Raw genomic sequence first — 20,816 nt, 5'->3', positions numbered from 1 at the left:
TACCCACTCACAGTTTATAATAATTATCTTCTCCTTTACATTTAATTCAAATCTGTATTAAAGAATATTTCATCTCGTTTCGTTTAACAAGAAGCCACATTTATATAACAATATAAAATGTGCTAAGTTATTTTATTGAACATATATCGTACTTTATCTATCCGACTATTTGGACGACGGGGCTGACAAACAGATTCACCAGTAGTAACATAGTACCCTTTTAACTCTGTTAAACAAACGCTACGTCCATTTGTAAAGAAAGTTAAATCATTACGATATTCTTGAATACACCGAGCAGGAATTTCTCCACTAAGAATGACCTCATTATTTTTCAGTTGAGTATTTACGATATTTGCACAATATTTGGGAGCATCGTTATATGCTCGTGAAAGATATTCTTGTGGTGCATAAATTTTAAAACTAAGATATGGCTCTAACAATTCTGTTCCAGCTTTTTTTAAAACTTGTTCCAATACAATAGGAGCAAGCATCCGAAAATCTGCTGGGGTACTAACAGGGCTATAGTATAAGCCATACTTAAAACAGATTTTACAGTCCGTCACATTCCAACCATACAATCCTTGTTCACAGCCATATCGTATCCCTTCCATAACTGCATTTTGAAACGATTGATTTAAGTATCCAAGAGAAACCGAGCTCTCATACTGTACTCCGCTCCCTAATGGAAGCGGTGCTACAGAAAGACCAATGGAAGCCCAGAAGGGATTCGGTGGCACTTCGATGTGAATGGTATACTCTGCTTTTTTTAACGGTCTTTCCATATAAATGACTGTAGGCTTTTTTATTTTTACCTCCACATGATACTTTTCTTGCAATAGAGCACAAGTCACTTCCATTTGTACTTTCCCTAAGAAAGAAAGTATGATTTCATGTGTCGTAGAATCCACATAATATTGTAGAAGCGGGTCACTGTCGGAGATTTCTAAAAGTGCATCAAGTAACATTTCCCTTTGTTGAGGTTTGCTCGGTTCAACAGTTGTTTGCAGCAGAGGGAGCGGATTTTCAATTCTCTCTCTCTGTGGCAATAGCTTTGTATCTCCAAGAACACTATTTAGCTTCAAAAACTCATTTTGCAAAATAACAATTTCCCCGGAATAAGCCTTATCAATTTTACATAATTCACCATTTATTGAAGTATACATTTCTGTAATTTTTATTTTTTCCTTTTCCGATATTCTAACCGAATCCCGCAAATGCAGGATTCCGCCATAAAGGCGTACATATGCAAGACGTTGTCTTTCTTCCGAATATTCAATTTTGAAGACATTTCCGCAAAGTTCAGACTTCTTTCTGTATGTTGATGAATAAAATTTATTCGTTATCACTTCTATAAGCTGCTCAATCCCTATGTTGCTTTTTGCGCTTCCATGATAAACAGGGTACAAGGAGCAATTCTGAAATCTTATGCTTTCCTCTTGTTCGAGTTCCAATGCTTCTAATGATTTACCGGACATATATTTCTCTAAAAGGTCATCGTTTCCCTCTATTACCGTATCCCATTGTTCAGATTCGGTAAAGTTCGTCACACACATATTAGGATACAGTTCTACCTTCTGTTTGATTACAATTTCGGCAGAAAGTTTCTCTTTAATATCCTGATAAACCGTTGATAAATCAATTCCATTTTGGTCAATCTTATTGATAAAAAAGATTGTGGGAATCCCCATTTTCCTAAGTGCATGAAATAATATACGAGTTTGTGCTTGTACGCCATCTTTTGCAGAAATCAGTAGAATTGCCCCATCTAAAACTGATAATGAACGATATACTTCTGCTAAGAAATCCATATGTCCTGGCGTGTCTATGATGTTCACCTTCGTATTTTCCCACTGAAAAGAGGTTATTCCTGTCTGAATTGTAATTCCTCTCTGACGTTCTAAAAGCGTATTATCCGTCCTCGTTGTACCTTTGTCCACGCTTCCTAATTCTGTAATCGCTCCACTGTTATATAATAAGCTTTCTGTTAAGGTAGTTTTTCCTGCATCAACATGAGCTAAAACACCTATATTAATAATTTTCATGTGATTTTCCTCCATTCAAAAGCCAAAAATGCATAAAAAATCCCAGTGACAGATACTCTTATCACTGGGTACAAAAAACTAACCCCTCCTAAAAAGGGACATCTAATTATTTGTTCCCACTATCAAATTGACAGTTTATTTAAGAATACCTTGCCGCATATTTATTAACTCCTTTTATATACTTATATTAACATTAGCACATAAGAGTATATTTGTAAAGATATATCCGATTTTTTGTCAAAGGAGAACGTGGTTACAAAATAGCTATAACCATGTACTAAAAGTTATTTTATAATCTTCCAGTTATTTCCTACTTTTTCTAGCACCAAATCAAATTGAGATACTTGCGTTGCTTTGGTCTGCTGGTCGAGATACTTTACTGTCAGTGATACCGTGACTTGATTATCTTTACGATTGTAGATAGGATTCACGAGTTCTTGAAAAATATAATCTTTTCCGATAGATTTCAAAATACCATCATTCACATAGTAAGAAAGTTCACTCGCTGTTGCTGTAGGATAGAGCTTGAAGAATGTCGTTAGAAACTCAATGATTTCATTTGTCATAATGGAATCAACTGTACCATCACTTTCAATGACTTTTGGTTTATAGTCTGATTTCTTAGGTATGCTGGTAATGGTCGGGTTTTTAGTCAGTACCATATTTCCAGAACCATCTACATAGACTGTCACTTCATAAGCAGAATGGACGGTCTTTATATTTTCCCCCTCTGTAATCAACTGGTCTACACTATAGGTCACATCAAACTGGTTTTCGCCATCTGCTTTTACCATCCATATCTGAACCCCTCTTACAGAAGACGATACAGGAATATCCTTTCGGACTGTATCAATATTGAGAGCTTGAAGTTCCTCTGTCAGATAGGCTTTTAAGTTTTCCATACGATTATCAATGGACTGGTCGTTTAGTTCCCATGAATAGTAAACTTTCGCAAAGTTCTCTACAAAATTTTCTACATTATGAGTATCAACATATTCCTTTTCTATGATGGTTGTTTCGTGAATGGTGTGGGTATCAACGGCTGTAAAGTGCTTAAATATTGCAAAGCTGAAACTAAGCCCTAAAAGCACCCATAAGCCAATCACAACCTTTTTACGAGGATTGACTTTGTAGATACGAGGTTTCTTTTCCTTTGGTATCTGTTTTTCTTTATTCTGATTTTTTCTGAATTTCATCATTGAATCTTCCTTTCTCATTGTTTGATTCGTCCTGCTCCTACTAAATGCTGTTGCCAATAGGAGCTTGTTAAGTCGGCATAGCCGATAGGGTCTCCTGCGTGAAACATTCGATTATCGCCTAAATAAATCCCGATATGAGTAATATAAGAGCCAGCGTTATAGGTAGAATGAAAGAAAACCAAATCGCCAGCTTTTGCTTCGGATAGTGGGATATGTTGGGTCACATCATATTGTTGTTGTGCGGTTCGTGGTAATTTAATCCCAGCTTTGCCATACGTCCATTGTGTCAGTCCGCTACAATCAAATGAAGTAGTCGGGGAAGCTCCGCCATAGACATACTTCCAACCCTCATATTTCAGTGCTTCGTCCATGATGGCTTGTACCGTATTATCATTAAATTGAGTTGTGACAAGATACTGCGTAACAAGCTGAACATAAAACATATTGCCATAGTTATATCGCCAGCCCCCATTGATGGGTATGGCTATTGGATTGGGATAGGACACTTTTTCGCCGTCTGAATATTCCTTAGAGAAACTTTGAGCCAGTTCAAAGGTATATTTGTTTCCACGATTAGCCACATACCCTAAGAAGCCACCGCCATAATTGTAGGACTGAATAACCGATTCCAAATCCACACCGAGCCTATCTCTACTGGCTAATAATTCACTGAAATACTTCACACCTTGCTTGATAGATTCTTCTGTACTCAATGAATTGGGTGGTAGACCAAGGGATTCCGAGGACTGCATAACATCTTCGGCAGTACCGCCCGATTCCACCTGTATAATAGCAAGCAGTACATTAACGTATTCTTCAATGCCATATTCTCTAGCGTATTTTTCTACCATAGGCTTATGAGCCAGCACTTCTGCGGAAACATTCACACCGCCATAGTGAATGTTTGAAAAACCGCCATCTTGTTCATCTGAAAATAAAATGGCAACAAACAGAAGTAGTGAGAAGACCATCAAGAATAGCCCAGAACCACCAATCACTAAAGCTTTCAGTTTCATGGTTTCTTACTGCCTTTCTTGATAGTGGCGGATTTTATTGGTGGTCTATTTCTAAGGTTTTGGCTTTGAACTCTTTGAACAGTAGACGGACGCTCTTTTGTGACTGGACGTTGTGAAGCTCTGTCTGCTGGTGTAGTTGAAGTTGCTGGCTTTTGAACTGTTCTTTCTTGTGTAGTACGGTTTTGTCGTTCCGCTTTTAAACTTAAAGAATCGGACTTAACTGCTGGACGCTCCTGTTTGGCTTGTTGAGATTCCATGCGTGAAGTCTGAATAGAAGATTGTTTTGCGGTCTGTCCATCATGAGATTGTTCTTGCTTAGTAGCTGGTCTTTCATGAACGGAAGAAGCTGGCTGTTTTTTCTGTTTGACCTGTTCCATTTCAGAGCGACGCTCTGCAATGGTTTTGCGTCTTTGTTCCTGCTGTTCCTTGCGTCCGCTGGCTCTGTCTGCTCTGGTTTGAGAAATACTGGAAGTTAGGTCACGAACATTTTCTTTTGCTTTGGATTTTCCTTGATACACTGCATATCTTGCATTGGTCGGAATATCCTTAACCTGTTCTTTGAGATTACCAGCAGAATCAACGATTTTATCTTTGGTATCAGCAACTGCTCCGATTGTTTGTCCGATACGTTTTCCAAGTGTTGATTTTTCCTGTCCGTCTGGACGGGTGTGATCTGCTTGTGTCCTACCAGAACTACCCGACTGTCCTTGTTTTCCTGTAGCACTGGCAATGGCAGAGCCAGCACCTAAAGCTGTCATGGAGCGTCCAAGTTTACGCTGTAGGCGGTGCATATGAGCGTGCATAAGCATACGAGGTTTTCTCATCACACGACTTCCCACACTTTGAGAATCGTTGCTTTGAAGCGAAAACATACTCATTAAATCGCTCAGTTTGAAGTAGATTCCTGCAAAGGTCACAATCTGTAAAAAGGCAATCAAAAAGAACGGATAACCAGCCGATAAGGTATAGAGCATGGTTGAAATACTAAAGGCTGTCGTAATAATCAGCGTGATTCCAGCTCGTGTCAAAATGGTATTAAAGAGTTTGATAATGGCTCGTTTTGACATACCATCAAAGGACGGAATCATGCTTAAAATAAAGCTAACAGGTAGAAACATGGCATAGATGATAAAAAGTACCTGCGAGAAAATCATGATTCCTGTTAGTAGGAATACGAATATAGAAATCCCGATATTGAATACAAAGAGAAAGAAGACTGTACCCAAACGGTTAATAGTTTTTGTAATCGTCATGTTCACATTGTTTCTGTCTTCGATTTCTTCTGCTACAATTTTTTCTCTGTCTTCTCCATTATTACTGTCTGGACTGGTTGAAAGTAGACTTTCCACACGGTCAGCACCAATACTTTCAATGTCTGAACTGTTGTATTGAAGCAGTAGCCACGGTTGTTGAACCTGTATGGAAAATAGGCTGTCACGTATCAAGTCCACACTGTCATTTCCTTGACTGTCTGAATGGGGCATGACGATTTTCGTTCCTAATGATAAGCTGGCTTGACTGATGTCTGATGAAAAATCATTGATTTTTTTAATGTAGTCGGGAGCATAGGCAATAAAGGAAGCTGATAGGATAAATACCATGACAAAGTTCACAATGGCATGAATCGCTTTTGTAGTTTCTCTTTTTATCAGTCCTGTATAGACAACATAAACCCCAAGAACCAAAATCAAGAGTAAGAGGAATCCAACATAGAATCCCTCTGTTGATAGTCCGCTAGGCGTAACTCCTGCAAGGGTCTGCATATTCTTGCCAATGGAATCTGCTGTAGCAGAAATGAAGTCGAGGGAATAGGCTTCTTGAACTAAGTAGCCAGTCGCATTGGAAACATAAAGACTGATTGTCCAAATAAAATTGGTAATAGCATATAGTCCATACATGACCTGTTTTCCAATCCCGTCCGACCAGTTCCACGGTAGCCAGCCCCAGCTATTATCAACATAAAAATCCAGTTGATAGTTTTCAAGTGGGTATCGGCTGTATTCATTTGCTACATTGACCGTATCATCTACCAAGCCCGCAGCTTGAACCACTGTTCCCAACATTGCTAAAAGAAAAATGGCAATCACGAGTGATAAAACCACTGTCATTGCCACTTTATTTAGACGCTTCAGAGTCCAGTTTGATTTTAATTTCTGTACCATCATTACACCTCTTTTCTCACAGGCGGTCTGGTATCAAAAGCATGAAGTAATTCTTCAAAGACTGGGTGGAACTGTATCACACCGACACGACCATATAAATCACTGATAAGGCATTGTCCGTTCTCTAAGTCACGAAGTCGCTTCTGATTGTTTTCGTCCTCTGGGTCAACTCCAAAAAAAGCTAAGGTCTTTTTAATTTCGTTGATATCAGTGGAACGAAAGGCAAACTTCAAACCAAGATTATTTTTCAATTTTTCATCTAAAAGGTCATCTGTATTTTGAGTAACAAAATAGACACCTGCATTCATAGCACGTCCAGCTCTTACTAACTTCATAGATAAGGTTTTACCTTGTGCCACCTGTAAGAAACTCCATGCTTCGTCAAGGTCTACAATCTTGAAAAGGCTTCTGTCTGAATGGATAAAATCCAACGCAAAGGTGCTAATGACAATTAACATAGCAACGGATAATAGTTCCATTGTCGTGTATTCCTCAAAACTTGTTTCCTTATCAGGTAATACCAAATCCACCACCTGTATAATGTTGAGCTGTTTTTCAAGACTGATAGATTGTTCGACATAGCCATCACTGAATAAGAGATGTGCAAAATCATAATCCGTAAAGCTCTCGATATGGTCAGCGATACTGGTGCTTGTTGGTGTTCCCTCGACCCGCAATTCCTCAATGACTTTAAGAAGTCCACGCACTTCACTATTGGTTACTGCACGAATCGCTTTCCGTAGTACGGGAAAACGTTCAGAATCTCGTGAGGATATCCCTGTAAGGAATGTCAGAATATCAATAGCCAGTGATTCAGAATCTTTTGGATTTTTCATAATTACATAAGGGTCAAGCAGTCCTTTGCTTTTCTCATCAGAAGTGAGATTCACAATGTTAATCTCGTGAGCGATTTCTGGAAGCGTTTCTTTCCATCTGCCACGTTCCGCCTTTGGGTCAACAATCACTGCTTGTGCTCCATAAAGCACTGCATAATAGACGATAAGGTTATTCGCAAAGGATTTACCACCACCCAGCGAGCCAACAAAAGCCGACGCTAACGCATTGGTTACTGAACCCTTAACCCCTTGACTGGCAAGCGCTGGTTTGAGATACACATTGCGTCCTGTATCTAAGCTATAGCCAACATAAATCCCTTCATTTTCGCCCAGCATTTGCGTAGCACCAAAGCCAAGTCCAGCGAGGAAATCAGAAGTTACATATTGAATATAGTCATTCATATATCTTTTGCTTGCTGGCAGAAATTCTTCATGTAAGCCCAGCATATCGCCAAAAGGTCGAACCAGTTTCACAGACAAATCGTCGTAAAAGTCTTTCACTTCATTACAGCGACGTTTCAACTCGTCCAAATCATTAGCAGAAACCCGAACCACATAAGAGAGTTTGTACATAGATTCTTTGGATTGGTCTAAATTGGTTTCCAGCTCATTTACACTATCCAAGGCTTCTGCCACATTGGAGCTGGTTTCATTATCACTTTGCCATGCGTGATTATCTAAATCTTTCAACTCTTTCTTTTTATTGCGAACGGTGCTTAATGCTTTACAATTTGCCACGATTTCCACATTCATGGACGTGTCAATGGGAAAGGTAAATTGTTGTTGCTGGTAATAGAAAATTTCACTTGATGGAAAGTCCAGCTCTCCGACAATACTGTTAATGGTAAAATAAGCCACATAGACGGTTTCATCTTCCTGCTGGATTTTCAAGTATCGCTGTTTTTCTTCTATTAAACAGCGAGTAGGCTTGATGAGGTCATAGTATTTAATCAAGGTTTCATTATCCAGCTTCTTCTTTGATAGATGATACTCATAATCTTCATAAGCTGTACCTGTCTGTCCGTAAAGATGTTCAATCAGATAGCCGAAGTCGTCCTTATTCAGTCTGCGGATTTTGAAACGACGAGAGATTTTATTTTCCAAGAGCTTTTCCATCTTCTGAAAACGCAGGATTTCATCATTACTCATGCTGACAAAATCTCCCATTAACTTATGGTTCACATCATAGACAAAATCAGACAAAGCATTTTTGGCTTCAACGGTAAGACTTTTCATGGAAAACTCCTGATCGTTGAGAAGCAACTTAAAGCCGATAAAGAAACGGTAATCCACTTGATTTTCGCCAATCATGGATATTAAAGCGTCTGTCTGTTGGTCGATTTTGTCATAGGCAATCGCTTTGAGCTTGCCAGTGACTTCATTTTTAGAACGCTCTTGTGCTGAACGTATGCTGGATTCTGTACTGATTTGTAAGGCATGAATCTTGCCATCACGATTTTGTGCGATAAGCTGTCTGAAAGAATCATGCACTTGTATTTTCTGTTCTGGACTTAGAAATGAGTAATTGTAAGGAACAAGCTCATAATAGGCGTAACATTCGCCATCTTTATTCCAGACCAGATTATTTTCAATGTATTTAATTGGATATGCCATAAAATTCACTCCTAACTGCTGTAATGGCTTCTTGTGGCTGATTTCTGCCAAGGGTTACTTTTTTCCCTGCATAGGTCAGCTTTGGTCGCAGTGCATAAGCAATGACAGACTTTAAAAATCCATAAGGCTTTTTACCATCAAAGGTTTTTGTAGACATAAACCATGTGAAAGCGACAGGAATCCCAAAGTATTTGAGAAATGCTCCCTCAATCATGGAAAGAGGTGGCACGTTGCCAAGTATCATAACCGCAAACAGTGACACGACAAACCACGTCATTTGCGTAAAGGTTATGGGAAACGGAAGTCTAAAATCGTTTATGGAGTACAGCACTTTCTCAACAGACCAAATACTGGTATAGCTTCGTATTTTCTTCATAGAATCAATCCTTTCATAAAAATAGGGATAGCTGTTTAAGCTACCCCGCAAACAAGAAACTCTGCCAGTAGTAATGTACCGACAGACTTAATGAGTGATTTCAAAAATCCCATGATTGGTAGAAATGAATGTTCCCGAAAGTTCTAAATCACGACCATAGGATTCGTAATCAATATAGTTTTGAAGACTGGCTGGTACTTCGCCTAAAGCACCAGTTTCTTCAATGTAGTAACGGGCAACATCTTCCATATCATCACAATCCGAGTGAATAATAATATCCTCTTGATGTTCGCTTAGTTCCTCAATACTTGAAAAATGAGTGAGCAGAGCAGATAGCTCGGATTGTAGTTCCTCTGGCAACTCCGATACCATTTCCCATAGGCGATTGAGTTCGCCAATAGAAGTGTATTCGTCAACCGTAAAGGGTAACTCATAATCGTGAATGGCGTATTCCTCGTATTCATCATTCAAGCCGATTTTCTCTTTGACTTCTTCAAAATCAATGGGAAAGGTAAACCAAGCACCGACTAATTCTCCTTCATTGTATTTACCTAAGTTGGCAATATAGACTTGCATATCGTCCATGTGTTCACGTCCTTTCTGTGTAGAGATTCAAAAATCCCTACCGCACTTCGTTTGGTGTGCCATTCTTTTGCGGAACATAAGAAAACCACTTATATTCCACAAAATAACGGTTTAATTTAAGCACCGATAATGCGATTAAATAGCTCTAATAAAATGTCTTTTACTCCAGCAGCGTTGAACACCAAGCCCACCGCAATAATCGCAATGATGAGAAAGCCAATCAGTTTACTAAACTCACGCTTGAAGCCAAGATACAAGCCAATTACAACGATTGCTAAAAGTACCAGTGATTGAGCATTTGATAGAAACCAGTTATAAAGGTTTTGTCCAAAATTCATAAAAATGTTCTCCTTTCTGTATTCAGTAAATTTGTATTTAAGTTATTTTTTGTTCGTTATCACGTCCTGTTCTTTTACCGACTGTTGCTTTAAAATCTGCTTGTGTCGGTCTGTCAGTTTCGCATGGTCGAGAATGTCTTTCACAACCTGCGTCTGGTTAATTTCATCAAGTGTAATAGCAACCTTTAAGGTCGGGGCGACTTGATGAGATAGCCAGTTTAGTGTCCTTTGGAAAGAGTAAGGCTCTGGTTTTGTGGTTAGTTTTAATCGTTCACGATTGTTTCCAATAAACCATGCCCATTCTTCATTGAGTTTCCAATCGGAACGTGCTTTTGAATCGTCCTTATCCACAAAGCGGATATACCGATTGATAATCTTAAAAGCTGTATGCTCTGGATTATCATAGGCAAGTAAATCACGTACTGCATAATAGGCACGCTCATTTTTTAGTCGGATTTCAAAACGGTTTTTAACCTCTGCGTCTTCAATGGGAATATCATTTTTCTTGTACTGCTCATAGTCCTTTTCATAGATACAGAAATAGACTTCGCTTTGTAATGAACCGATATAAAGTGTGTTTCCCATACATTCCTTTTCATCTTTGCGTACCAGTTCGCCACTGCGATAGCTCTTGAAACTGCGGAACACCGAAATACACTCTTCCTGTCGGCATTTTTCCGTCAGTATGGGAATATTCAAAATCCCTGTTTTATCGTTGATGGCAAGGTCAAGGCGTTTCATCACGCCACTAGCCACCAAAGCGTCCATAAAGAACTCATACCAGCTTCTTTGTTGTGCTAAGAGATAGCTTTCAAATTGTCTGCACCCACGACCTTTCAATTCCACTAGAACCCCTTTATCCAGCTCATGAGAGCATAGGACGAAAATATTGCCTAAAGCATAATGTTCGGTATAGGAATAGAAGCCATAGTCTTCATGGAGCATATAGGAAAGTTTCAATCGTAAAACGTCCTCGACCACATGCTGTACGTCTGTTGTTGGAAACCGAATCCTTACATAGTCAAAGAGCATTTCAAGGGGAGCGTCGGGATTGAAGCGTTCCAGCGTTTCTAAAAGTGCCAGTTGTAATTCGTCTGATGGCTTGACCTTGCCAGTTTCAATGTCGCTAAGATATTGCCTTGTAATGCCTGTAGCAATAGCCAGTCGGTTTTGAGAAAGTCCATAAGATAAGCGTTTTTCCTTTAAATGCTGTACCCAAGTTTGTTCATTCAGTGAAATTCCTCCAATCAAAAAGGCGTATGTCAACTTTTAAAGCTCATTTGACATACACCGAAATTTTCTAAATCCCTTGTAACCAAAGGATTTTCTACTATTTTTTTGCCTGTTTCCTGTCGATTTGTACCCCCCTGTTAGATACGGGGGGTTAAGTGCTGGCGTGGCTGTCGCCACACCAGCCAGCAAGATTAGTCCACACCTGCGACTTCCGCTTCGCACGTCGCCTGCGTGTCCTGTTTGCTGTGGGATAACCTTTTTATTTCCTCTAAGAAATCATGTCCTTTAGGTACAAGGGGAGTATAAAATTCAGAGATGACACTTGTTCCAACATCAACATAACCACGTCCTTTAATCTGCTTTAGGAAAAAGTCTTTCTGTACGTCACTTCCAAACATCATGCCATAGCCCATTTCAGACATACGACCTAAAGCCACTCTAAAATTAAACTGGTCTCTGATTCCGTCGCCTAAATATTTTGCGTCGGGTCTTTGACAAGCCAGTATCAGAAAGAATCCAGCTTGACGACCTAACATAACAATCTGTTTGAGCTTGTTAAGCACTGCGGTATTTTCCTTTGTTCCCAGCATTTCCATAAAAGCCACATATTCATCAAAGATAAGAAAATGAGCTGGCAATCCTAAGTAAGCATAGTTTTCGCCTGTCTTGTAGTTTTCCATCTTTTTCATAACTTCACTGCGTTTCATCATTTCATCATAGAAACGGTCAATGCAGGAAAGCATATCGTCTTTCCTGTAGTAGACATTTCCCATCACAGAGCCTAAGTCTGCAAGATCAGCATTCTTTGGGTCAAGGATAGTCAGTTTTGAATTGGTATGAAGTAGAGCTTCAATCAGTGTCAAAATGAAGTAGGTCTTACCGCCACCAGTTCCCCCAGCAATCAGCATGTGAGGGAGTTTGTCATATTCCCACCAGACATTCGTCATTAAGCGTAACTTGCCATCTTTGGCTTGTACTTCATCAATGGAAAGTCGATTGGCTATGGTGTCATAGAGCAAGGTATATTCTACATAAGAATCCTTTAGCTCCTTGTCGGTCAGCTCACAGTACAAGCCACTTTCCAGCTTCTTTTCCAAGTGTAAGAGCTGGTCTTGATATTTCCCCAGCATGATTTCAACACGTATACTTATCAAGCCATCTTTAAGGCGATAATACATTTTGGGAAAGTAGGTTATCTTTTCCTTTGTCCGACTGGTACTATCCTTGAAGAAACCATCAGTTTTGACTTGTTCTGATTCATACCACTTGTTTTCAAGAATCATCTTCGCCAGCTTTTGACGGTGCTGTAGCTGTTTGAACATATCGTACTTGTATCTTCTGAATATAAAAGCACCTAACAAGCAAACAAGAATTGCGACACTGAAACTGATAACTAAATAGGGAATGTCAATCTTATCTACTTGTAGTAGGTCTAAATCCTGCCAGTTGATCTGCTGGATTGTCTTCACATGAAACAGTCCGACAACCAGCAGGAAAACAGGCAGAAGTGAAGCAATCGTAAAATGAAAGACTAAATCTTTATCCGATGGGCGAATCCTTTTACCACGCTGTTTCATGGGTAAAATCCTCCTTTCTCTCTAACGGAAGTGCTACTGTTTATCTATAACAGGTTCTTTCTTTGGTTGAGGTTGTGTTCTAAAGGAATTAGAATCCTTTGTTAGCACAATATCGTCAGCCTTGATATACCAGTCCACATCTGCCCCTTGAAAAGTAGCAGTAGCCACCGTATCAGCAACAGGATTGATAAGCTCCACTCGTGCGTTATAGTCAAACTCTTTCAGTGGAACACTGGCAGGAATACTCACTTGAATCATACGTCCTTGTCCTTTGGATTTAAGGTCATAGGTACGCTCTTTGATTTCATCTGATACCGACCCGTCTTCATTTTGGATTCTTACTTCACGTCGGAGTGCAGAGAACTTTAATTCCCCAAACGTAGCGTCTTTTTCTAAAACAATGCCATTGGCTAATCTCATAATGTTTTCCTCTCTTTCTTTCTATTCCTTAATCATGTCGTCAGCTTCTAAGATGTAGTTCGTAAAGCCACGAGTACCGATTTTGTAGCCCTCGGCAGTAATACGTGGATTGACGAGCTTTACTTTTTCTTCAAAACTGAAATGTTTTTCGCCAGCTTCAGCAGGAAGTACCACCACAATATCATCTGCTCTTTGAACATCTGAATAGAGGTTATAGCTTCTTGATAAGATAGTAAGCTGTCCGTTGATTCTTCGCTGTACGATTTTATCCTCGCCAGCAAATTCTAAGTTTCCGAATGTTTTTTCCATGTTGGGAATGACAAATTTAAGTTCCATATTTTTACCTATCCTTTCTGTTTAATGGTTTCATGAATCTAATTTGTTTGATGGTCTATTGGGTGGGGAACGACCTTGATTTTTTGCTTTCGTGGTATCACGTCCTTTCAAAATTGGGTAAAAAAATAGACGCTCCTATTTCCCATAATGGAATTAGTAAGCGTCTTGCTCCATATACATAACAAAAACCACTTGATATGAAAAATCAAATGGCTCTTTATATGTATTTATTCAATTTTAAATTTTGATATGAAGTTGTTTGCCTGCTGTTATGCGGTTCTTAGCAGGTGTCTTGATGGTACATTTCCATCAATAAAAGGATGTATACCTTCAAATTCGATATGAAAACGGGCAAGCTTAGTCACAATATCTTCCTTGCTGTTTTTATATTGTTCCAGTAATTCTTTCATCTTAGGAATAATCAAATATGGCTGTACAGGTTCATGTGCTGCCCCCATGATTCGAACAGGAACTCTTCTATATATGCCTCTATCCTCTTTTTTATCAGCCAAAACTAAATAGTGGATATCCTTTATTACCTTTTCAGATATTTGGGCATTTTCACTAACAAGCTGTCTTACATAATCAAAAGCTTCTTTGTGTCCAATTACCTCCAAATGCTCCTTCAATGATTTCTTGTCAATAGTAAGTCCTCTAAGAACCATGTCTGTCTCTCGTAAAGTCAATGTATTGCCTTCTATTGCATTTGAGTTATAGGTATATTCTGTTAGGAATTCTTCATTTAATCTCTCCGACTCTCCTTCTGTTAAAGGTCTTCTTTTTCCAAGAACTTCTAATTTATCTTCTATGATTGGAATAAGCGATTCCTTATTTTTATACCTTCCATCAGTTGGCTTTGTTGCATCGTATGGTATTTTCCAAGCCCTTCCTTCTTGATATGCACCAGAAATTTTCCCTTCTGAACATAAAATCCTTACTCTTCTATCAGAAATGCCCCATTTTTCAGCCGCTTGTTTCACTGTAATATACATAAATTATCCCTCCAGTCTTTAATATCATACCATATTTTCGGAATAAAACCAACTAAATAGGAATAACATATGTTATTTATCGGAATAATGTTATTTTATAGAACAAACTCTTATGTATGGAATAATTTCTATTTAGAATTCATATTTAACTTTTTTAATGCACTGTCTTCGCTATCAACAAAAAATATATCATTTCCTTCGTTACACTCATACATAAAGTTTTTTAACGCATTACTTTCGTACTTTGAAAAATCTCCAATAATTGCTAACTTCATTTTATAATTTATTACCTTTTGCAGAATACTACCTGCAATTTTATTACTTAGATTAAAGAAATCTTCTGTTAGGTTGTCTTTGCCTATTATAAATCTATTTTCCCCTGTTTCATAATAAACTGTCATAAATACATCTAAAAATGACTGTTCATCAGATATCATAACAGACTCGTCTTCTATCCGAACAACACCAGTTTTGTCATCTAAAGTTAATATTCTATATTTCAATTAATTTCCCTCCTATACTCAATAAAATCAACGTAAGCCATTAAATCCTTACTAATTCAATACAGATAACGAACGCATCACTAAATCTATATCTCTATTTTCCAATTCTTGAATAATATGAAGATATGTTTTTTGAGTTGTATTCATGCTTGAGTGTCCGAGTCTCCTCGCAACACTTGCAATAGATACGCCCGCAAACAATAAAATAGAGGCATGAGTATGTCTCAACCCATGAACCGAAATTACAGGTACATTCGCTTTTTTGCAATACCTGCTTAAAATGTCATTCACTGTTGAATTATACACTTTTCCTTTAATAAATATAGGTTCATTTTCCGGCAATCCTTTAATCAATTCAGAAAACTTAATCACCATTTGCCAATCAATTTGGACTTTTCTTACAGAGGATTTATTCTTTGTAGGTTGAAATCCACCGTCACCTTTATAGTTCCATGTCTTAGTTACCGAAATCGATTGATGAGAAAAATCAAAGTCTTTTGGTGTTAGAGCCAATGCCTCAGAAAATCTCAAACCAGTTTTAGCAACAAGTAGAATAAACCAATCCCATGAAATGTCAGAAGACAGATTTAATGTTGAGATAAGGGTATGTAGCTCAAACTGGTTCAAATACTTAATCTTTTTGTTTTCACTTGGAGTTTTCCCTTTGATAATCGCTTTTCTAGTCGGATCTCGTTCAATTAATCCCTCATCAACGGCATCTAAAATAGCCCCTTTTAGTTGATGATGAAAATCCATCGTTGTTTGTCTTTCATGAGTCGCTGCATAGTCGTTTAATAATTGCTGATACGAAATTCTATTGAGCTCCGATAGTTTCAGATTCGGAACGAGTTTTGTCAACCATTTTTGAGTCATCTTATACTTATTCAATGTAACGTCTCTTATCGCTCCTACCTTATATACTGAAATCCATTTTGCATAATACTCGCATAATAATTCTGTTTTTTCGTTATTTCTTTCCATTTTTTTCCTCCCTTTTATACAAAATGACTTACGTTGATCCAAAATAATAAAGTAAAAGAGCCAATGAAAATCCTTGACTCTTTTAGCAATTATTAATAAATATTAGCATATCTAACATATATTAAACTATTTGACGAATACTAAACTATTTAATCAATTTCAAAACCACCCTTTAAGACAAACTCACGAACAATTTTATCAATCCTAATATTTACTTTTGGGGGATTAAGTTTCACTCCTTCTTTTCTTTCAAAATACGCCTTAGCTTTCGATTTATCAATTGTGCTCTTTAATTCATCCAATCTCCCAAATTCATTAATATTCGCTTCTGTTAATTTCAAATCCATCATAGCCCTGAGTTTTTCTTCGTTTAAACCTATCAAGTCTGCAAAACGATGTATTTGATCATTCTTTGCTTTAAATTGATACTCAGTTATATACTCTCTTAAGGTTATTCCTTCATCTACAAAAATACTACCTCTTTGTAGATCATGTATAAAAATATTAGCATATTTTTGCTCTTCTTGATTCAGTGTTGCAAATGATTTATGTAATTCTTCTAAATATTTTTCCTTTAGTGATTCAGATATTTCATCTCCATAAAGTGCCTTTTTATATTTTTCAAAACGACTGTTCATATATTCAGCATCAATTATTCCTGTATCAATTTCTGTAATATATCCATCCAAAACATATGTAATGCCAACAGGACCTACTGGAGAATCGTCTTCTTCAGGAATCTCCTTATATCTCTGGACTAAAGTAAGATAAGTTCTTTCATCAAATTCAACTTCAATTTCGATGGCTTCACCTTCATCAGTAAACAAATTATATAATAGTTTATTCCACTTAAATCCCTGAATTTTTGCAGCGTCAAGATACATATTTAATTCTCTAAATAAAGATACAAATTTCGCAATAACTGTTTTATCTTCAGGTAGTTTGGAAAAATTTTCTATATTTGCATTTTTAAATAGATATTTAATATCTCTAAATTTTTCGTTCATCTTCATCAAGTTTTGGTATAGTTTATCTACAAATAAGCCAATAGGTTTATTTCCGGAATACAGACTTACAGCATTATTTATATTTCTTTCCATTGTATGAGGTCTTCTGTAATACCTAATCGTTCCAAATAGTTTATCGTGTCCAAATAATCTATTTGTTCTCGAAAACGCTTGAATAATATTTTCATACTCCATTGTTTTATCCATATACAAAGTATTTACCCATTTCGAGTCGAATCCTGTCAACATCTGATCCACAACAATTAGTAAATCAATTTGTCTTTCTGGATTTCTATCTATTGTTTTGTAATATTCTTTATGAGCCAACCTCAATGCTATATCTTTTTTAAATCCTGCATGAGTTCCTATAGAAAAATCTTGGTCATATCTTTTATTATAATCATCTATTATCTCAACCAATCCATCCTCTTTAAATCGGAAATTTCCACAGTTATCAATATTTGGATCAAATAAACATGTTGTCTTTAATGATGGCATTTTCTTTTTCAATAAGCGATAATACTCAATGGCCTCTGGAATACTACTTGTGGCAAAAATTGCATGGAATTTCGAACCATGACTCAAATCAATCCATCTGTCAGCTATATCCTCTACAACCATATTCTGATGTTCTTCGGTCTGATACTGAGAATTTGGAATATAATCTTCAATACCTTTAACATATTTACCATCGTTTCCAATATATCCAGCCATTTTTACTTTACTAGAATCCATATAATGATAATAAGCTTCAGTTTTCTTTGGATCTTTCAAAACTTCTTCAATCGTTTTTGACTTCGCTTTTTCAAGTGCAATTACTTTTCTCACGTCAATATCTTTAAAAGTCGAAATTTTATATGAATCAAATCCCAATACATTTTTATCTCTAATTCCATCGGCAATACTATATCTATGTAGTTCATTTCCAAAAACTGTGGTTGTTGTATTTAACTTCTTTTGATTCTCTTCTTGAATTGGAGTTCCTGTAAAACCAAAGAAAAGTGCATTTGGGAATGTATTTTTTATAGTCAGTAGCATATCTCCAAAAGTGGATCTATGTGCTTCATCTACAATAAACACAATTCTTTTAGAATTTATTTTTTCAATATCGTATGAATTTAATCCACCTTCTTCATCTTTAATTCTACTCATTTTTTGAATCGAAGTTACAATCAAAGTATCAAGATGAGAATCACTTTTTAATTTTGAAATAAGTGTATAAGTATTTTCCGTTGCTTTTACACTCGAAAGTTCATTACTAATGCCTTTTGACTCTCCAGCAAATCCACGATATTCTCCCAACGACTGAGTACCTAGTTCAATTCTATCCATCAAGAAAACAACTTTATCCGCATCTCTAGAGTCTGCAATTAACTGTGCAGACTTAAAACTTGTCATAGTTTTACCTGAGCCAGTTGTATGCCAGATATATCCACCTCTTTGATTTTTTTCATCCCATTTAGTTCTAGCAACAATATCTGAAATGGCGTTGGCGGCGAAATATTGATAGCTTCTCATAACTTTTAATACACCATCGGACTCGTCTGCAACAGTATAAAATCCTATCAACTGATGTGCCATAGGTATAGAAAGAAGTGAAGATGCGATATCCTTCCAGTAATTCAAAGGTTCATTATTAAAATCTGCCCATTGAAAATAATAATCTTGATTAAAACGACCATCTACCCCTGGATTTGCAAAATATCTTGTTTCTGTCGGTGTCATGGCTACAAAAACTTGAACAAGAGAAAAAAGACCAGTAAAAATACCTTCTTTAGAGTATTTTTCAATTTGATTATATGCTTGACTAACAGGAACTCCACTTCTTTTTAACTCAATATGAATGACCGGCATCCCATTAATCAAAAGCATTAAATCCCCACGACGATCATTTAATATTTTTGATTTTCTTGAAAATTTAGGCTGTTGAACAATTTGGTAGCGACTTTGTCCGGCTGCTATTTCTCGTCTATCATATATTTTTAAACTGATTTCCTTTCCAAAATGCTCTACATCATTTGGGTTATCTCTTTTTATTGAAACAGTTTTTCCATTGATAAAATTATTTAGCTTGATAGGTGTACGTAATGAGTTAATCTGCTCTATTATTTGATCCATTTCACCTTCTGTTAGAGGATAGTTGTTCAACCTATCAATTCCTCGATTGTTATCAAACAATATTTTTGCCCAGTTTTCCAATAAATCTTTTTCTGTAGGATGTTTTATTACTTCTTCTTCCCAGCCTTTGTTGGTAAGAACTTTTATAAGTGCATCCTCAAAGTCTGATTCATATTTGAAAGTCATATTTGGGTTCTCCTTTCTTCTTTTCTTTGTGTTTTTTTCTACAAAAAAGCTGTTTACCATTGCTTTTTTCATTTGTTTTAGTAATTTTAACTTCTGCTGATGAAGGGTGATAAGGTGGTCGAGGGTGGCGAAATAGTTACCTATTGACACTTGTTCCTGTTTCTCAGGCAGAAATAAGTCAATTTCCATAAGTGTTTCTGCATTCAGCTTAGCACGACTACCACCAACCAGTAATGATTCAATATCTGCTTGACTGATAGCAAATGCAAGAAACTTATTGTCTGCAATTTCATCCTTGCCTTGTAGCACATGAGCGTGATTATTCACCCAAATACGCCCTTTTACACACTTTACAGGATAATTTTTGAGATCATTCGCACCGTCCTCAGCAACAAGAATAAATTCGCCTTCGTGAGTATAACCGTCAACATAATCTTGTATTCCGTTTGCTCCATAATAAGGAGTAGAACCGGCAATACGAAGATTTGTAGCCACAGGAATGCGGAGATTGTCATATCTGTCTGTGACTTCTCGAACCTTACGCTGTTCCCAATCGGTTTTGTTTAATAGTGAGAAAAAACACTGTTTTATACGTTTTAGATAATGATACTTACACTGATGAAGGGTAATAAGGTTGTCGAGGTTGCGGAAACAGTCTGCAATTAGTTGCTGCTCAGCCTTACTTTTCGGATAGCACACCATAGTTTTCTGAACATTAGTCCTACTTAATGATAAAACTTTAATACCTTGCATAAGAGGTAAAAGCTGATGATGATAAGCGTCTGAATTTAAGTAATAACCGAGATAACCCAATGCCATTTTATTACGTGGACGACATACCATAGTGTGAAGTCCCGACACGACATCTAACCCTTGTGAATTGCCTATTTCACAGGCTTTTCCGGTTGTTTCATCTTCTGCTGTATCAGCAATAATAATATCGCCATCTTGTAATAATGCACCCTTGAAATCGTCGCTGCTTTTTCCTGTCGCAAAAGGTATTTCATCTTTTTGAACATCTGCAATGGAACCGTATTTTATGAGAATATCACCATAGTGAATATTCCTTACAGACCCACTATCATAATTCAGTTCTGAACGGGATAAGGTGTTGTTAGGTATAGTGCAATCAAACACTTCATCGAACTTACGCTGTTCCCAAGAATTTTTGAAATCTTATGATATTTTGCTATTTTTTCATAATAAAGCACTATTTTTTTGAAAAAAATCTTTCTTTTTTCATGATATTGTGAAAAATATTTATCAAAAATCACAAAATTTCTCCTTGAAAATCT

16 protein-coding genes and 2 pseudogenes are annotated in these 20,816 nt (G+C 37.0%); all 18 read right to left on the bottom strand.

Annotation, left to right across the window (positions count from 1 at the left end; genetic code table 11):
* Window positions 1-122: 122 nt before the first annotated feature.
* A complete protein-coding gene (gene tet(M) / locus FYJ71_RS01345; protein WP_002364936.1) occupies window positions 123-2,042 on the bottom strand; it encodes a tetracycline resistance ribosomal protection protein Tet(M) in 1,920 nt (639 codons plus the stop codon).
* 15 nt (window positions 2,043-2,057) lie between these two features.
* Window positions 2,058-2,111, bottom strand: a pseudogene (locus FYJ71_RS10170) (hypothetical protein); the annotation flags it as partial.
* Window positions 2,112-2,326: 215 nt separating this feature from the next.
* Window positions 2,327-3,259 carry a conjugal transfer protein gene (locus FYJ71_RS01335; protein WP_002324550.1) on the bottom strand — a complete coding sequence of 311 codons (933 nt, stop codon included), beginning with the start codon at window positions 3,257-3,259 and terminating at the stop codon, window positions 2,327-2,329.
* On the bottom strand, window positions 3,256-4,257 hold the full coding sequence (locus tag FYJ71_RS01330) for a bifunctional lytic transglycosylase/C40 family peptidase (protein ID WP_002324551.1): 1,002 nt from the start codon (window positions 4,255-4,257) through the stop codon (window positions 3,256-3,258). Before FYJ71_RS01330 ends, FYJ71_RS01335 begins: the two co-directional genes overlap by 4 nt.
* Window positions 4,254-6,365 (bottom strand): CD3337/EF1877 family mobilome membrane protein, encoded by a 2,112-nt coding sequence (locus FYJ71_RS01325; RefSeq protein ID WP_231300444.1) that lies wholly within the window; start codon window positions 6,363-6,365, stop codon window positions 4,254-4,256. Before FYJ71_RS01325 ends, FYJ71_RS01330 begins: the two co-directional genes overlap by 4 nt.
* 56 nt (window positions 6,366-6,421) lie before the next feature.
* Window positions 6,422-8,869 (bottom strand): conjugal transfer ATPase TcpF, encoded by a 2,448-nt coding sequence (gene tcpF / locus FYJ71_RS01320; RefSeq protein ID WP_002324553.1) that lies wholly within the window; start codon window positions 8,867-8,869, stop codon window positions 6,422-6,424.
* Entirely contained in the window at window positions 8,853-9,245 is a 393-nt protein-coding gene (locus FYJ71_RS01315) for a conjugal transfer protein (RefSeq protein ID WP_002324554.1), read from the bottom strand. The genes tcpF and FYJ71_RS01315 overlap by 17 nt, the downstream gene beginning before the upstream one ends.
* 87 nt (window positions 9,246-9,332) lie before the next feature.
* The gene (locus tag FYJ71_RS01310) at window positions 9,333-9,830 is read right to left on the bottom strand and encodes an antirestriction protein ArdA (RefSeq protein ID WP_002324555.1); all 498 of its coding nucleotides are present in this window, start codon (window positions 9,828-9,830) and stop codon (window positions 9,333-9,335) included.
* A 116-nt stretch (window positions 9,831-9,946) separates the two neighbouring features.
* On the bottom strand, window positions 9,947-10,168 hold the full coding sequence (locus FYJ71_RS01305; RefSeq protein WP_001009056.1) for a hypothetical protein: 222 nt from the start codon (window positions 10,166-10,168) through the stop codon (window positions 9,947-9,949).
* Window positions 10,169-10,210: 42 nt separating this feature from the next.
* Window positions 10,211-11,407: a MobT family relaxase gene (gene mobT / locus FYJ71_RS01300; protein ID WP_425520455.1), complete on the bottom strand. Its 1,197-nt coding sequence runs from the start codon at window positions 11,405-11,407 to the stop codon at window positions 10,211-10,213.
* 185 nt (window positions 11,408-11,592) lie between these two features.
* Window positions 11,593-12,978 carry an FtsK/SpoIIIE domain-containing protein gene (locus FYJ71_RS01290; protein ID WP_002324557.1) on the bottom strand — a complete coding sequence of 462 codons (1,386 nt, stop codon included), beginning with the start codon at window positions 12,976-12,978 and terminating at the stop codon, window positions 11,593-11,595.
* Between the two features lie 33 nt (window positions 12,979-13,011).
* Window positions 13,012-13,401, bottom strand: a complete 390-nt coding sequence (locus FYJ71_RS01285; RefSeq protein WP_025186486.1) for a YdcP family protein — start codon at window positions 13,399-13,401, stop codon at window positions 13,012-13,014.
* Between the two features lie 18 nt (window positions 13,402-13,419).
* Window positions 13,420-13,734: a YdcP family protein gene (locus FYJ71_RS01280; RefSeq protein WP_002324559.1), complete on the bottom strand. Its 315-nt coding sequence runs from the start codon at window positions 13,732-13,734 to the stop codon at window positions 13,420-13,422.
* Window positions 13,735-14,003: 269 nt separating this feature from the next.
* Window positions 14,004-14,726, bottom strand: a complete 723-nt coding sequence (locus FYJ71_RS10145; RefSeq protein WP_235899037.1) for a Fic family protein — start codon at window positions 14,724-14,726, stop codon at window positions 14,004-14,006.
* 128 nt (window positions 14,727-14,854) lie between these two features.
* Window positions 14,855-15,229, bottom strand: a complete 375-nt coding sequence (locus FYJ71_RS01270; protein ID WP_154537027.1) for a DUF4180 domain-containing protein — start codon at window positions 15,227-15,229, stop codon at window positions 14,855-14,857.
* A gap of 51 nt (window positions 15,230-15,280) precedes the next feature.
* Window positions 15,281-16,210, bottom strand: a complete 930-nt coding sequence (locus tag FYJ71_RS01265; RefSeq protein WP_154537026.1) for a site-specific integrase — start codon at window positions 16,208-16,210, stop codon at window positions 15,281-15,283.
* A 149-nt stretch (window positions 16,211-16,359) separates the two neighbouring features.
* The gene (locus tag FYJ71_RS10165; RefSeq protein ID WP_408634613.1) at window positions 16,360-19,581 is read right to left on the bottom strand and encodes a type I restriction endonuclease subunit R; all 3,222 of its coding nucleotides are present in this window, start codon (window positions 19,579-19,581) and stop codon (window positions 16,360-16,362) included.
* A gap of 27 nt (window positions 19,582-19,608) precedes the next feature.
* Window positions 19,609-20,673 (bottom strand): annotated as a pseudogene (locus tag FYJ71_RS10160) (restriction endonuclease subunit S); the annotation flags it as partial.
* Window positions 20,674-20,816: the final 143 nt, after the last annotated feature.

The sequence above is a fragment of the Peptostreptococcus porci genome (assembly GCF_009695815.1).
In the GTDB taxonomy this organism is placed as follows: domain Bacteria; phylum Bacillota; class Clostridia; order Peptostreptococcales; family Peptostreptococcaceae; genus Peptostreptococcus; species Peptostreptococcus porci.
The sequence above is the reverse complement of the archived record's forward strand: the minus strand, read 5'-3'. Positions and strand labels throughout refer to the sequence as shown.